Source organism: Serratia sp. AS12, assembly GCF_000214195.1.
In the GTDB taxonomy this organism is placed as follows: domain Bacteria; phylum Pseudomonadota; class Gammaproteobacteria; order Enterobacterales; family Enterobacteriaceae; genus Serratia; species Serratia plymuthica.
In genome coordinates, this window is the sequence record NC_015566.1 from 4,752,147 (window position 1) to 4,765,871 (window position 13,725).

Consider the following 13,725-nt stretch of genomic DNA (forward strand, 5'->3'; position numbering starts at 1 on the left):
TGCGTTGCGTCGTCAGACTGAACGCTCTACTATCGTTCCATAAATTCACACAGAAACGATGAACTAATGCAGAAATTACGCCTAATTTGCCTTGCCGTGCTGAGCTTCAGCATCACTTGGGGCGCACATGCCGAAGATAAGCGCTATATCTCCGATGAATTAAGTACTTACGTCCACAGCGGCCCAGGTAATCAGTACCGTATTGTCGGTACTCTGAACGCCGGTGAAGAAGTCGCCCTGCTGAGCGTAAATGAAAGCACCAATTATGGCCAAATCCGCGATCCTAAAGGCCGCAATATCTGGATCCCGCTCGATCAGCTCAGCCAGACGCCAAGCCTGCGCATTCGCGTACCTGCGCTGGAACAACAGGTGAAAACCCTGACCGACAAGCTGGCCAATATCGACAACAGCTGGAACCAGCGCACGGCGGAAATGCAGCAAAAAGTGGCTGCAAGCGACGGCACCATCAGCGGCCTGCAGCAGGAAAATCAAGATCTGAAAAACCAGCTGGTCGTAGCCCAGAAGAAGGTTAACGCGGTTAACCTGCAGCTCGACGACAAACAGCGCACCATTATTCTGCAGTGGTTCATGTACGGCGGCGGCGTCGCCGGCGTTGGCCTGCTGCTCGGCCTGCTGTTGCCGCACCTGATCCCGCGTCGCAAGAACAGCAATCGCTGGATGAACTGATTTCAGTATCGTTCAGTTTGAGATTGGCGCCTGCGGGCGCCTTTTTTATTGGCTTCGGCACGGCCCGGCTAATTAAGGTAATCTGGTCAACAGAGTCCCAGAATCATGCAGGAGCATAATAGTGAAGATCTACCTGGTCGGCGGCGCTGTCCGCGACAGTTTACTTGAGATACCGGTTTTCGACCGTGACTGGGTGGTGGTGGGCGCTGCGCCTTCAGAACTGCTGGCGCAGGGGTATCAACAGGTCGGTAAAGACTTCCCGGTGTTTCTCAACCCTGAGACCCATGAAGAATATGCGCTCGCGCGCACCGAGCGTAAATCCGGCCAGGGGTATACCGGCTTTACCTGCTACGCCGCGCCGGATGTGACGCTGGAAGAAGATTTGCAGCGCCGCGATTTGACCATCAACGCCATCGCTCGCGGCAGCGACGGTGAGCTGATAGACCCTTTCCACGGCGTGGCCGACTTGCAAGCGCGCGTGCTGCGCCACGTTTCGGATGCCTTTGGTGAAGATCCGTTGCGCGTGTTGCGCGTGGCCCGTTTTGCCGCCCGCTTTGCTCATCTGGGCTTTACCATAGCCCCGGAAACCACTGAGCTGATGCGCCAAATGGCCCACAGCGGTGAATTAGCGACGCTGACCGCCGAACGGGTATGGAAGGAAACGGAAAAAGCGCTGCAAAGCCAGAGTCCGCAAGTGTATTTCCAGGTCCTGCGTGACTGCGATGCGCTGGCGATACTGTTCCCCGAGATTGACGCCCTGTTCGGCGTGCCGGCCCCGGCCAAGTGGCACCCGGAGATCGACACCGGCATTCATACCCTGATGACGCTGGCTATTGCCGCCCAGCTCAGCCCTGACGTCGACGTACGCTTCGCGGCACTGTGCCACGATCTCGGTAAAGGGCTGACGCCACAAGAACTCTGGCCGCACCATCACGGTCACGGCCTGACCGGCGTTAAGCTGGTCGAAGAATTGTGCCAACGTTTACGGGTGCCCAACCCGGTACGCGATTTGGCCAAGCTGGTGGCTGAATACCATGACCTGATTCATACCGTAAACAAGCTGCGTCCGGAGACTCTGCTGAAGCTTTTCGATGCGATAGACGTCTGGCGTAAACCACAGCGGCTGGAACAGATGATCCTGACCAGCGAGGCGGACGCGCGCGGCCGTACCGGCTTTGAAAACAATCCCTACCCACAGGGCGACTATTTGCGCCAGGCTTTCCTGGTAGCAAATGCTGTCTCGGTAAAAGAGGTGGTCGCCAGCGGCCTGCAGGGACTGGCGATCCGCGATGAACTAAAACGCCGTCGCCAGCAGGTACTGGCCGACTGGAAACTCACCCAGGATATCCCTCTCGATCAGGCATAAAAAAACCCCGCAGAGGGGGGGGTTTTTTATTGACGCTGCCGCTTACATGAAGACCATGTAAACCACGGCGGCAACGATAAAGCGGTAGATGGCGAACGGCACAAACGAGATGCGCTTAATCAGCGACAGGAAGGTCTTAATCGCAATCAGCGCCACCACGAAAGCGGTCGCAAAGCCGACGGCGAACATCGGCAGATCGCCCATCGTCAGGAAATGCAGACTCTTGTACAGGTCCAGGCCGCTGGCACCAATCATCATCGGCACCGCAAGAATGAACGAGAACTCAGAAGCCGCATAACGGTTCACGCCCACCAACATGCCGCCGGCAATGGTGGAGCCGGAACGGGAGAAGCCCGGCCACAGCGCCAGGCACTGGAAACAGCCAATCATAAACGCCTGACGGTAAGTGATGTCATCCAGCCCTTCCGCACTCGGTTTTTTCGGCTTCAGCCATTCCGCTGCCAGCAGCAGGAAACCACCGACCACCAGCGCATACATCACGTTCTTTGGTGCGAACAGCGACTTGATGAAATCATGGAGTAACAGCCCCAGCACCACCGCCGGGATCATCGCCAGCAGGATATGGCCCAGTTTTAACCGCCCTGCGGTCTTGCCTTCGTGCTCAACCGGCTTACCGCCAAAGTGAATGCCGATCAGGCCGAACAGACGGCGCCAGAACATCACCACCACCGCCAGAATCGATCCCAACTGAATAATGACTTCAAAGGTTTTGGCCTTGTCGCCGGTAAAGCCCAGCCACTCGCCCACAATGATCATGTGCCCGGTAGAGGATACCGGCAAGAATTCAGTTAACCCTTCGACCACCCCAAGAACAAACGCGATAAACAGTGAATGCATGTCCGCCATGTGTTTCGCTCACCCTATAAATTTGCGACTACCAACATAAAAAAGCGGCAGTGCTCAATACATTGCCGCTAAAACAATTCTCAGGTTCAGACCAGGTTAACGGTCTTTAGTTGCACGCGTATGACAGGAAGTCACACCGGCCGGGTACCACGCTCAATAATGACCCCAACCCGGCTGGCGTGTGCAACTGCGCCCGGTTTGCTGACCTTAATACGGACCCACGGGGAATTGAAGCGCTGGAGTAAAATTTCAGATATTTCCTCTGCCACCCGCTCAACTAACGCAAAACGATTCGGCTCCACGTGCTGGATGATGGCTTCGCTGATATCGGCATAGCTCAGGCAGTCGTTCACATCATCGCTGGCAGCGGCCTGGCGGTTGTCCCAGCCCATTTCGATATCGAACACCAGCTTCTGGCGAATGTTTTGTTCCCAATCATAAACGCCAATGGTAGTAATAACGGTAAGCTCTTCAATAAATACGATATCCATCACGTCATTCTCTGTTTTTGGCCTTGCCGGATACCACTTCCAGCGGAATATGCGTATTATCCATAGATGTTGCTAGTAAAACGACCATTATTAAACGGAACCGCGTTATGAGTGCTACCGCGCTTGGCATGATTATCTTCGCGTATCTGTGTGGCTCAGTTTCCAGTGCGATCCTGGTTTGTCGGATCGCCAGGCTGCCCGATCCGCGTGAACATGGCTCAGGGAATCCAGGGGCCACCAACGTCCTGCGCATCGGCGGTCGCCTGGCGGCGGCAGCGGTGCTGGTGTTCGATATTCTCAAGGGAATGCTGCCGGTTTGGCTGGCGTACAAGCTTGAAATACCGCCGCTGTATCTGGGCCTGACGGCGATCGCCGCCTGCCTGGGGCATATCTATCCGGTATTCTTCCATTTCCGCGGCGGTAAAGGCGTGGCGACGGCCTTTGGCGCCATCGCGCCGATCGGGTGGGATCTTACCGGCCTGATGACCGGCACCTGGCTGCTGACCGTGCTGCTTAGCGGTTACTCCTCGCTGGGCGCAATTATCAGCGCCTTGATTGCCCCGTTTTACGTTTGGTGGTTCAAACCGCAGTTCACCTTCCCGGTAGCGATGCTGTCTTGCCTGATTTTAATGCGGCACCATGACAACATCCAACGCCTGTGGCGTGGGCAGGAAGGGAAAATCTGGGACAAGTTCCGCAAGAAAAAAGCGGATGCGGCGGATCAGGAAGAAAAGAAAGAATCGTGAAGTAAAAGGCCGGAAATTTCCGGCCTTATGTCTATCATACCGCAGGCAATTCTGCCAACGGCCAGCGCGGACGCACCGAAACGCTCAGTTCCGGGTTGGCACCGCTCTTCAACCGCACCAGACCCGCGTAGGCGATCATCGCGCCGTTATCGGTACAGAATTCCGGACGGGCGTAGAACACCTCACCACCGCGTTTATGCATCATTTCCGCCATTTTGGTGCGCAGAGTGCGGTTGGCGCTGACGCCGCCGGCCATCACCAGGCGTTTGAAGCCAGTCTGCTCCAGCGCACGTTTGCATTTTATCGCCAGCGTATCCACCACCGCATCTTCGAACGCGCGAGCTATGTCTGCACGCGTCTGATCATCATTGCCGTTAGAGCGGATGGTGTTGGCGGCAAACGTCTTCAGCCCGGAGAAACTGAAATCCAGCCCCGGACGATCGGTCATCGGACGCGGGAAGGTGAAACGGCCCGCCACACCTTGTTGCGCCATCTTCGACAGCATTGGCCCACCAGGGTAATCCAGCCCAAGCAGCTTGGCGGTTTTATCGAAGGCTTCACCGGCCGCATCGTCTATCGACTCGCCCAGCAGTTCATACTGCCCAATGCCGGTCACGCTGATCAACTGCGTGTGGCCGCCGGAAACCAGCAGCGCGACAAACGGGAATGCCGGCGGATTGTCTTCCAGCATCGGCGCCAACAGGTGGCCTTCCATGTGGTGCACCGGCACCGCAGGCACGTTCCAGGCAAACGCCAGCGCGCGACCAATGGTGGCACCGACCAGCAACGCCCCCACCAGGCCTGGCCCGGCAGTGTAGGCGACGCCGTCGATATCGGCGGCAGTCAGGTTCGCTTCTTTCAAGGCCGCCTGAATCAACGGCACGGTTTTACGCACGTGATCGCGGGAGGCCAGCTCCGGCACTACACCGCCGTAATCGGCATGCAGCTTCACCTGGCTGTATAACTGATTCGCTAATAAACCGGTCTGATCGTCATACACTGCAATTCCGGTTTCATCGCAGGAGGTTTCTATACCCAGTACTCGCATTACCCTTTCCCATCATTCACGTGCGGCCTGCAGTTTACCACAATCATGCCTATTTACCGCCAGCAGGGTACATCTTGTCGCTGGCCGGAAGCTATGTCGATGATTCCAGCCATAAATGCCGGTTTGATTAAAAACGAGCATTTTTTTTTGATTAGACTATAATCAGCGCCCGATGCAAAATTGCGCACGTTTTACCAGGGCGGCGCAGGTTTCAATTTGCTGTGGTGCTTTACAAAGCAGCATCCGTTGAAGTAAAATTCCGCACCATTTTGAAAAGGCTGGCGCTTGGCCAGCAGCAAACCGAATTTTATTGAGGTGAGAGGCACATGCCGGTAATTAAAGTACGTGAAAACGAGCCATTTGACGTTGCTCTGCGTCGTTTCAAACGCTCTTGCGAGAAAGCAGGCGTTTTAGCTGAAGTTCGTCGTCGTGAGTTCTATGAAAAACCGACTACCGAACGTAAACGCGCTAAAGCTTCTGCTGTGAAACGTCACGCGAAGAAACTGGCTCGCGAAAACGCACGCCGCACTCGTCTGTATTAATTCTTCGGGGGTAACCCCGCCGCGTGAATTTCTGATTTTAAAAATCGCGCAGACCGTGTAGTTGCATACGAAGGCCGTGCTTTCCGAAAGGAATGCGCGGCTTGTTCTCGTTTATAGGCTAGTAAAGTAAGGGCTTATGGCTGGACGAATTCCGCGTGTATTTATCAATGACTTGCTGGCTCGCACCGACATCGTCGATCTGATCGACGCGCGTGTAAAGCTCAAGAAGCAAGGCAAGAACTATCACGCGTGCTGTCCGTTCCACCACGAAAAAACGCCTTCATTTACGGTTAATGGCGAAAAGCAGTTTTACCACTGTTTTGGTTGTGGTGCGCACGGTAACGCCGTCGACTTTCTGATGAATTACGACAGACTCGAGTTTGTCGAAACCATCGAAGAGCTGGCGACCATGCACGGGCTGGAAGTGCCTTACGAGGCAGGAACCGGGCCGACCCAGATTGAACGTCATCAGCGTCAAAGCCTGTATCAACTGATGGAACAGCTCAGTGCGTTCTATCAACAGTCACTGCATCAGCCTTCCGGCACGCCGGCGCGCAATTACCTGCAACAGCGCGGGCTCAGTGACGACGTTATCCGCCATTTTGCCATCGGCTTTGCACCTGCCGGTTGGGATAACGCATTGAAGCGTTTTGGTCGTGACGCCGACAGCCGTCTCGCATTGAACGATGCCGGCATGCTGGTGACTAACGATCAAGGCCGCTCGTACGATCGTTTCCGTGAGCGCGTGATGTTCCCTATTCGCGACAAACGCGGGCGAGTGATCGCCTTTGGCGGACGCGTATTGGGTGACGGCATGCCGAAATACCTGAACTCGCCGGAAACCGAAGTATTCCACAAGGGTCGTCAGTTGTACGGCCTGTATGAAGCGCAGCAGAACCACCCTACCCCGCAACGTTTGCTGGTAGTGGAAGGTTATATGGACGTGGTGGCGCTGGCGCAATACGGCATCGATTATGCCGTCGCCTCGCTCGGAACCTCAACGACGGCTGAACATATTCAGCTGCTGTTCCGCGCTACCGATAACGTTGTCTGCTGCTATGACGGTGACAGAGCCGGTCGCGAAGCGGCCTGGCGCGCATTGGAAACCGCATTGCCCTATCTGAACGACGGGCGCCAACTGCGGTTTATGTTTTTGCCCGACGGCGAAGACCCGGACACATTGGTCCGAAAAGAAGGCAAAGACGCCTTCGAGCAGCGAATGGAGCTGGCGCAGCCGCTTTCCACTTTCCTGTTCGAAACGCTGATGCCACAGGTAGATTTGAGCAGCCCGGACGGCCGCGCCAAACTGAGCACGCTGGCACTGCCACTGATTACTCAGGTGCCGGGCGAAACGTTGCGCTTGTACCTGCGCCAACAGCTCGGCAGCAAGCTTGGCCTGCTCGATGACAGCCAGCTCGACAAGCTGATGCCCAAACAGGCTGAAAATGCGAATACTTATCAGGCGCCCCAGCTAAAACGCACAACCATGCGTATACTAATAGGGTTACTGGTACAAAATCCGCAACTGGCTACACTTATCCCTTCACTCGAGGGATTGGAGCAGACCAAACAGGCGGGTTTACCGCTATTTGTCGAGCTGGTGCAGACCTGTCTGGCCCAACCGGGGCTGACAACCGGCCAATTGCTGGAGCAGTATCGCGACAACAAATTGAGCCAGCAGCTTGAAACCTTGGCGACATGGAACCATATGATCGTTGAGGACAGGGTCGAGCAGACATTTTTGGATACCTTGGCCAGCCTGTACGACTCCGTACTGGAGCAGCGGCTGGAGACATTGATTGCGCAGGCCAGAACGCACGGCCTGAGCCCGGAAGAACGTGAAGAAGTCCGTTCTCTCAATCAGGTTTTAGCGAAGAAAAACTGAATACCAAACGGCTTAAGTGCCGATAAATGCGAGGGCAGAGCCCTGCAATATGCCGCCACAGTGGGCCGCGGCAACAACAAAAACGCCCCAAATGCTATTGTTGGCGGTTTCGCCGACCGACACCAACCTAAATACTCTGAAGTGTGGATACCGTCTTATGGAGCAAAACCCGCAGTCACAGCTTAAACTTCTTGTCCAACGTGGTAAGGAGCAAGGCTATCTGACCTATGCTGAGGTCAATGACCATCTGCCGGAAGATATCGTCGACTCCGATCAGATCGAAGACATCATCCAGATGATTAACGACATGGGCATCCAGGTGATGGAAGAAGCCCCGGACGCCGATGACCTGTTGCTGGCTGAAAACTCCAACAGCACAGACGAAGATGCGGAAGAAGCTGCCGCTCAAGTCCTGTCCAGCGTTGAATCTGAAATTGGCCGTACCACCGACCCGGTGCGCATGTACATGCGCGAAATGGGTACCGTTGAACTGCTGACGCGCGAAGGCGAAATCGACATCGCCAAGCGTATTGAAGACGGTATCAACCAGGTTCAGTGCTCGGTTGCCGAATACCCGGAAGCCATTACCTATCTGCTGGAGCAGTACGATCGCGTTGAAGCCGGCGAAGCTCGCCTGTCCGACCTGATCACCGGTTTCGTCGATCCTAATGCGGAAGAGGACATCGCCCCAACCGCAACGCACGTCGGTTCTGAGCTGTCGACCGAAGAGCAGAACGACGACGAAGAAGACGAAGATGAAGACGACGACGCTGAAGACGACAACAGCATCGATCCGGAACTGGCACGTCAGAAATTCACCGACCTGCGCGATCAGTATGAAGCGACCCGTCTGGTCATCAAAAAGAACGGCCGTAGCCACGCCAGCGCAGCAGAAGAAATTCTGAAGCTGTCTGAGGTGTTCAAGCAGTTCCGCCTGGTGCCAAAACAGTTCGACTTCCTGGTCAACAGCATGCGCATCATGATGGACCGCGTTCGTACCCAGGAACGTATCATCATGAAGCTGTGCGTTGAACAGTGCAAAATGCCGAAGAAAAACTTCGTCACTTTGTTCGCCGGCAACGAAACCAGCAATTCCTGGTTCGAAGCGGCGCTGGCGATGGCCAAGCCATGGTCAGAAAAGCTGAAAGACGTAACGGACGACGTACAGCGCAGCCTGCAGAAACTGCGTCAAATCGAAGAAGAGACCGGCCTGACCATCGAGCAGGTGAAGGACATCAACCGTCGCATGTCTATCGGTGAAGCGAAAGCCCGCCGAGCGAAGAAAGAGATGGTTGAAGCCAACTTGCGTCTGGTTATTTCGATCGCCAAGAAATACACCAACCGCGGTCTGCAGTTCCTGGATCTGATCCAGGAAGGCAACATCGGTTTGATGAAAGCGGTAGACAAGTTCGAATACCGCCGTGGTTATAAGTTCTCAACTTACGCCACCTGGTGGATCCGTCAGGCCATCACCCGCTCTATCGCCGACCAGGCGCGTACCATCCGTATTCCGGTGCATATGATTGAGACCATCAATAAACTCAACCGTATTTCGCGCCAGATGCTGCAAGAGATGGGCCGCGAACCGACGCCGGAAGAGCTGGCTGAACGTATGCTGATGCCGGAAGACAAAATCCGCAAAGTGCTGAAGATCGCCAAAGAGCCGATCTCCATGGAAACGCCAATTGGTGATGATGAAGATTCACATCTGGGCGATTTCATCGAGGATACCACCCTCGAACTGCCGCTGGATTCTGCCACCTCGGAAAGCCTGCGCTCTGCAACGCACGACGTATTGGCCGGCCTGACCGCCCGTGAAGCGAAAGTGCTGCGCATGCGTTTCGGCATCGATATGAACACTGACCACACGCTGGAAGAAGTGGGCAAACAGTTCGACGTTACCCGTGAGCGTATTCGTCAGATCGAAGCCAAAGCACTGCGTAAACTGCGTCACCCAAGCCGTTCCGAAGTGCTGCGCAGCTTCCTGGACGACTAAGGCTAGCGGTTAGCTGCAAACAAAAAACCCCGGCATGCCGGGGTTTTTTATTGCCTGAAATCCTGGGGGATCACTCCAGCGCCAGGAACAGCTCGCGGTAGCTCTCCGTAAGCTGCTCCAGCGTGGCACGGTTCAACCCGCTGGGATTAGGTAATACCCACACCTCGGTTTTGCCGATCGTCATCTCCTGCCGCCCCCAGGGCGCATTTTTCACCCCGAAGGCGCTGCTGAACGCCTGCTTACCCAGAACCGCCAATGCACGCGGCTGGAATTGCAGAATTTTGTCTTTTAACGCCTCACCGCCGCTGCGCAACTCTTCACGCGTCACTTCGCTGGCCGCGACCGTCGGGCGCGCCACCAAAGCGGTGATGCCGCAGCCGGTATCCTGCAACTGCTGCCACTGCTCCGGCGCCAGTTGGCGCTGGGTGAAACCGGCCTGATGCAGCACCTTCCAGAAACGGTTGCTGCCATTGGCAAAGGGATAGCCCTGATGGGCGGAGGAAAGGCCGGGATTGATGCCGCAAAACACCACCCGCAAGTTTGGCGCCAAAAGATTCATGGGTCTGAGAGGTCCGATAAAAGGGATTTACATCGGTTATCGCAAAATCCGCCAGCAATTACAACAGACTACAACTGCGCAGAAAAACAACATACAGGCGTCAAACAGTAGACCTGCACCGGAGGATTACCGTATAATCTCGCCGCTTGGCCCCTTAGCTCAGTTGGTTAGAGCACGCGACTCATAATCGCTTGGTCACTGGTTCAAGTCCAGTAGGGGCCACCAAATTCTCGCTGACATAACAGCGCATCAAACCACCTCGCTGCAGGTGGTTTTTTGTTTCCGCTCACTCAACGCTGCCAAAGCGAATCCCGCCCCTCCTGATGCACGTCGCAACGCCGTAGCCCGATGTCATGCAGTTGCTCCCGGCTCATCGAGCGCAAAGACTTTCTACGGGTATACGTAAAATACCCACGGCGGCAATACCGGCATAATTTGCGCCACAAGCCTTCGCGGTCAGCGGGTAAATCTAGTGTCTTTTCCATTAAGGTCATCCCAATTACACTCAAAGTAATAGGGTGACTCAGGTCACAAACACAAGACAGATTCAGCAACCAATAATCAACACCACACAGATCGACGTTCTGTGATTCTGTATGGTTAAAACAGTGGGTTTGTGTACCGGTGCCGTCTTGTCGCTCGCCGACATCATCAGGCTGCGCCGTTCTGCCGCCGATGAGCGACCTGCTCCGCTCGTTGCAGGATTTCCTGCAAATCGTCCTCGTCGATGTCAAACAGCTCACCCTGCATCAGCACTTCATGCAGATCCGCCCGGGTAATCGATACCGCATCAATCGGCAGGCCAGTGGGCTTGGCTTCGGCCGGTGCCAGTTGGTGCGGGTAACGGCGCCCGGCCAGGTTATTGAAGATAATCGCCAGTACCGCCAGCAACACCGAGTTAAGCAGCACCGGGTACAGTACAAAGCTGTAACCCAGTTGGTGAATGCCCGGCCCGCCGAGGATCGCGGTCAGCGCCACCGCGCCGCCGGGCGGATGCAGGCAACGCAGTTTGAACATCAATCCAATGGCCACTGCGGCCGCCACGCCACAAGCCAGCCCGGGATCGGCAATCAGCAGGCTGGTGCTGACCCCCACCAGCGCAGCCGACATATTGCCGCCCACGATCGACCAGGGTTGCGCCAACGGGCTGTTCGGTACGCCAAACAGCAAAACGGCGGAGGCTCCCATCGGCGCGATAAACCACAGGTTTACCTCCCCCAACACAAAATGGCTGATCCAACCGGTAATCATCAACCCCAGCCCGGCGCCGATGCTGGAAAGCAAAATCTCTTTTTTGCCCATGGCCAACGGGTGCGGCCACAGGCGCGCGCAACCAATCTTGAATCTTGTTACTAACGGGTTCTTCATGTTACTTCGCACTGCCAAATTCAACGTAATAGCAACAAATATATCACATCATGTCCGGCGGAATAACCGTAGCCCCGCCTGCACCCGGCAACAACTTTCCGCTAACAGATTGATTTTTCGCCCCCCCTCGGTAATGATCAATGTTCTCCCCTTAGCCTTGAGGAAAAGCCGATGCCTCAACCGATTACCGAGCTCTATACCGACAGCCAATTTTTCAGCCCTTATGCCATGTCCGCATTTATTGTGCTGACGGAGAAAAGCATCCCCTTCACCGTGAAACCGGTCGATTTGGCGCAGGAAGAAAATAAAGGCGCTGCCTATGCGGCACTGTCGCTAACCCGTCGGGTGCCTACGTTGGTGATCGGTGAGTTCCAGCTGTCCGAGTCCTCGGCAATTACCGAGTATCTGGAAGATATCCATCCGGCTCACGCGGTCTATCCGCGCGACGTCAAGCTGCGCGCCAAAGCGCGCGAAATTCAAGCCTGGCTGCGCAGCGATCTGTTGCCAATTCGCGTCGAACGGCCAACCGAGGCGGTATTCGGCAACGAAAAATTCCCACCCCTGTCCGCCGCCGCCGAGGCCGCTGCCAACAAGCTGATCGCCGCAGTCGAAAAATTGCTGGGCCACGGCCAGGATAATTTGTTCAGGGAGTGGTGCATTGCCGATACCGATCTGGCGTTGATGCTGAACCGGCTGGTGATGAACGGAGATGACGTGCCGGAGAACCTTCGCCACTACGCGCAAAAACAGTGGCAACGCCCTTCGGTGCAGGCCTGGCTGGCGCTGCCGGAACAAATGCACGGAAAATAAAAAAATCGGCGGCCACGACGCCGCCGCTCTCAACTGAGAAACAACATCACTTCCTGAAGGAAGGCAGGTCACCATCCAGAGGGCAGATAGCCTAACAACGACGCAATAGCGTATACCGCACTGGCCAGATACAGCAGCACGATGCTGATCTGCAACAGCGGGTGGGTGATCCAGTTGCACTGCCAGCGCGGCGTTTGGTCACCGTGCTTGCGCGCCCCTCGCAGGATCAGCATCGGCATAATCGACAGGATCACCCCGCTGAACACCCCGGCGAAATACAGCGCGTTAACGAACGACACCAGGCCGCTGTATGCCAGCGCGAACGGGGGCACCACCACCAGCAACAGCACGCCGAATCGGCGCAGCGGTTGCTCGTCATTGCCCAGTCTGAACTTGTCGAAAATATTGGTCAGGAAGCTGCCGCCCAGCCCCCAGTAAGAGGTCAGCATCGCGCACAGCGCAAAGATATTGGCGGAGAAGAACGCCCACTGCCCGAGAGCCTGCCCCCAGGAGATGGTCGCCACGTCGGAGATATTATTCAGCCCGCTGAGGGCAATCACCGACATCGGCACCGCCGCCAGCAGCACGAAGGTTACCGCCATGCCGACGATAATCGCCTTCGGCAGCTGTTCCGGCTTATCCGAGAAGCCACGCGCCATTTCCGGCACTATGTACTGCGCCGAGAAGCAGAACACCACCACGTTGAATACCGGCACCATAAAGCGCCAGTCGCCGTCCAGCAGGTTGCGCATCTGGGTGGTGTCTTTCAGCAGTGTGGCCGCCACCAGCGCGGTCAGCATCACCACCATACCGATACTGATAAATTTCTCCCCACGGCCAATCGCCTTCAGCCCCAGGTACAACACCCCAGCAGCGGGAACGAAAAACAGCAGGCTGCCGATGGCCGGCGAGATGCCGAACAGAGATTGCAGCAGCTTGCCGCTGCCGGTCATGTACGCGGTCAACGCCCCGACGCTGTTGACGCACACCGAAGCGAACATCAGCCAGGCGCCAATACCGCCGACATAGCGTTTCGCCAGCCCGCTTAATTGCAGGTGGGCACGGGTGCGCAGGGTGGATTCGGCGACGTACAGCATGGTGATGGTGGTCAAACTCCCCACCAGCACCAGCCAGAACAGCAGCGGTAAAAAACCGGCTTTGCTGGAGGCATAGGCGATGGACAACACGCCGGCGCCAATATTGGTGCCGACAATCATCGCCACCCCTTCGAGGAAACTCAGTGATTTGGCGGGTGCAGACGTTCGCACCCCGGCGGCAAGCGCCGGAGAAATAGAGATGTTTTCAGAAGACATGCAGCATCCTTTGTTGCCCGGCGGCTCCGGCCACCGGGACAGGTTAA

The 13,725-nt window shown here is 56.0% G+C and carries 13 protein-coding genes and 1 tRNA gene; 8 read left to right on the forward strand and 6 right to left on the reverse strand.

Annotated features, from left to right (window positions below; translation table 11 throughout):
* Positions 1–66 precede the first annotated feature (66 nt).
* Positions 67–687 carry a TIGR04211 family SH3 domain-containing protein gene (locus SERAS12_RS21970; protein WP_013814633.1) on the forward strand — a complete coding sequence of 207 codons (621 nt, stop codon included), beginning with the start codon at positions 67–69 and terminating at the stop codon, positions 685–687.
* 121 nt (positions 688–808) lie between these two features.
* The gene (locus tag SERAS12_RS21975; RefSeq protein WP_013814634.1) at positions 809–2,053 is read left to right on the forward strand and encodes a multifunctional CCA addition/repair protein; all 1,245 of its coding nucleotides are present in this window, start codon (positions 809–811) and stop codon (positions 2,051–2,053) included.
* Between the two features lie 42 nt (positions 2,054–2,095).
* On the opposite strand, the gene bacA is transcribed toward SERAS12_RS21975, so the two are convergent.
* The gene (gene bacA / locus SERAS12_RS21980; RefSeq protein WP_004948342.1) at positions 2,096–2,920 is read right to left on the reverse strand and encodes an undecaprenyl-diphosphate phosphatase; all 825 of its coding nucleotides are present in this window, start codon (positions 2,918–2,920) and stop codon (positions 2,096–2,098) included.
* 131 nt (positions 2,921–3,051) lie between these two features.
* Positions 3,052–3,411 (reverse strand): bifunctional dihydroneopterin aldolase/7,8-dihydroneopterin epimerase, encoded by a 360-nt coding sequence (gene folB / locus SERAS12_RS21985; protein ID WP_006320572.1) that lies wholly within the window; start codon positions 3,409–3,411, stop codon positions 3,052–3,054.
* Between the two features lie 107 nt (positions 3,412–3,518).
* Between folB and plsY the strand changes: the two genes are divergently transcribed.
* Positions 3,519–4,157, forward strand: a complete 639-nt coding sequence (gene plsY / locus SERAS12_RS21990; RefSeq protein ID WP_041416403.1) for a glycerol-3-phosphate 1-O-acyltransferase PlsY — start codon at positions 3,519–3,521, stop codon at positions 4,155–4,157.
* 34 nt (positions 4,158–4,191) lie between these two features.
* On the opposite strand, the gene tsaD is transcribed toward plsY, so the two are convergent.
* A complete protein-coding gene (tsaD, locus tag SERAS12_RS21995) occupies positions 4,192–5,205 on the reverse strand; it encodes a tRNA (adenosine(37)-N6)-threonylcarbamoyltransferase complex transferase subunit TsaD (RefSeq protein ID WP_013814636.1) in 1,014 nt (337 codons plus the stop codon).
* Positions 5,206–5,531: 326 nt separating this feature from the next.
* On the opposite strand from tsaD, the gene rpsU reads away from it, so the two are divergent.
* The 3 genes from rpsU (at position 5,532) to rpoD (ending at position 9,628) form a co-directional block, all read left to right on the forward strand.
* Positions 5,532–5,747: a 30S ribosomal protein S21 gene (gene rpsU / locus SERAS12_RS22000; protein WP_001144069.1), complete on the forward strand. Its 216-nt coding sequence runs from the start codon at positions 5,532–5,534 to the stop codon at positions 5,745–5,747.
* 136 nt (positions 5,748–5,883) lie between these two features.
* Complete coding sequence (gene dnaG / locus SERAS12_RS22005; protein ID WP_006328193.1) at positions 5,884–7,632, forward strand: DNA primase; 1,749 nt, start codon at positions 5,884–5,886, stop codon at positions 7,630–7,632.
* Positions 7,633–7,789: 157 nt separating this feature from the next.
* Positions 7,790–9,628 (forward strand): RNA polymerase sigma factor RpoD, encoded by a 1,839-nt coding sequence (gene rpoD, locus SERAS12_RS22010; RefSeq protein WP_006328195.1) that lies wholly within the window; start codon positions 7,790–7,792, stop codon positions 9,626–9,628.
* A gap of 70 nt (positions 9,629–9,698) precedes the next feature.
* Here the strand turns inward: rpoD and mug are convergent, their stop codons facing one another.
* Positions 9,699–10,187 (reverse strand): G/U mismatch-specific DNA glycosylase, encoded by a 489-nt coding sequence (mug, locus tag SERAS12_RS22015; protein ID WP_004948359.1) that lies wholly within the window; start codon positions 10,185–10,187, stop codon positions 9,699–9,701.
* A gap of 148 nt (positions 10,188–10,335) precedes the next feature.
* Between mug and SERAS12_RS22020 the strand changes: the two genes are divergently transcribed.
* Positions 10,336–10,412 (forward strand) — tRNA-Ile (locus SERAS12_RS22020).
* Positions 10,413–10,838: 426 nt separating this feature from the next.
* Here the strand turns inward: SERAS12_RS22020 and SERAS12_RS22025 are convergent.
* A complete protein-coding gene (locus SERAS12_RS22025; protein WP_013814637.1) occupies positions 10,839–11,555 on the reverse strand; it encodes an HPP family protein in 717 nt (238 codons plus the stop codon).
* A gap of 171 nt (positions 11,556–11,726) precedes the next feature.
* On the opposite strand from SERAS12_RS22025, the gene yfcF reads away from it, so the two are divergent.
* Entirely contained in the window at positions 11,727–12,365 is a 639-nt protein-coding gene (gene yfcF / locus SERAS12_RS22030; RefSeq protein ID WP_013814638.1) for a glutathione transferase, read from the forward strand.
* A gap of 68 nt (positions 12,366–12,433) precedes the next feature.
* On the opposite strand, the gene SERAS12_RS22035 is transcribed toward yfcF, so the two are convergent.
* The gene (locus tag SERAS12_RS22035) at positions 12,434–13,678 is read right to left on the reverse strand and encodes an amino acid permease (RefSeq protein WP_013814639.1); all 1,245 of its coding nucleotides are present in this window, start codon (positions 13,676–13,678) and stop codon (positions 12,434–12,436) included.
* Between the last annotated feature and the right edge of the window lie 47 nt (positions 13,679–13,725).

What these genes read in the sequence shown, in the direction of transcription:
- mug (WP_004948359.1), bottom strand. Translation starts at nt 10,187, where the DNA reads ATGAATCTTTTGGCGCCAAACTTGCGGGTGGTGTTTTGCGGCATCAAT.
- tsaD (WP_013814636.1), bottom strand. Translation starts at nt 5,205, where the DNA reads ATGCGAGTACTGGGTATAGAAACCTCCTGCGATGAAACCGGAATTGCA.
- yfcF (WP_013814638.1), top strand. Translation starts at nt 11,727, where the DNA reads ATGCCTCAACCGATTACCGAGCTCTATACCGACAGCCAATTTTTCAGC.
- SERAS12_RS22025 (WP_013814637.1), bottom strand. Translation starts at nt 11,555, where the DNA reads ATGAAGAACCCGTTAGTAACAAGATTCAAGATTGGTTGCGCGCGCCTG.
- rpoD (WP_006328195.1), top strand. Translation starts at nt 7,790, where the DNA reads ATGGAGCAAAACCCGCAGTCACAGCTTAAACTTCTTGTCCAACGTGGT.
- plsY (WP_041416403.1), top strand. Translation starts at nt 3,519, where the DNA reads ATGAGTGCTACCGCGCTTGGCATGATTATCTTCGCGTATCTGTGTGGC.
- folB (WP_006320572.1), bottom strand. Translation starts at nt 3,411, where the DNA reads ATGGATATCGTATTTATTGAAGAGCTTACCGTTATTACTACCATTGGC.
- dnaG (WP_006328193.1), top strand. Translation starts at nt 5,884, where the DNA reads ATGGCTGGACGAATTCCGCGTGTATTTATCAATGACTTGCTGGCTCGC.
- bacA (WP_004948342.1), bottom strand. Translation starts at nt 2,920, where the DNA reads ATGGCGGACATGCATTCACTGTTTATCGCGTTTGTTCTTGGGGTGGTC.
- SERAS12_RS22035 (WP_013814639.1), bottom strand. Translation starts at nt 13,678, where the DNA reads ATGTCTTCTGAAAACATCTCTATTTCTCCGGCGCTTGCCGCCGGGGTG.
- SERAS12_RS21970 (WP_013814633.1), top strand. Translation starts at nt 67, where the DNA reads ATGCAGAAATTACGCCTAATTTGCCTTGCCGTGCTGAGCTTCAGCATC.
- rpsU (WP_001144069.1), top strand. Translation starts at nt 5,532, where the DNA reads ATGCCGGTAATTAAAGTACGTGAAAACGAGCCATTTGACGTTGCTCTG.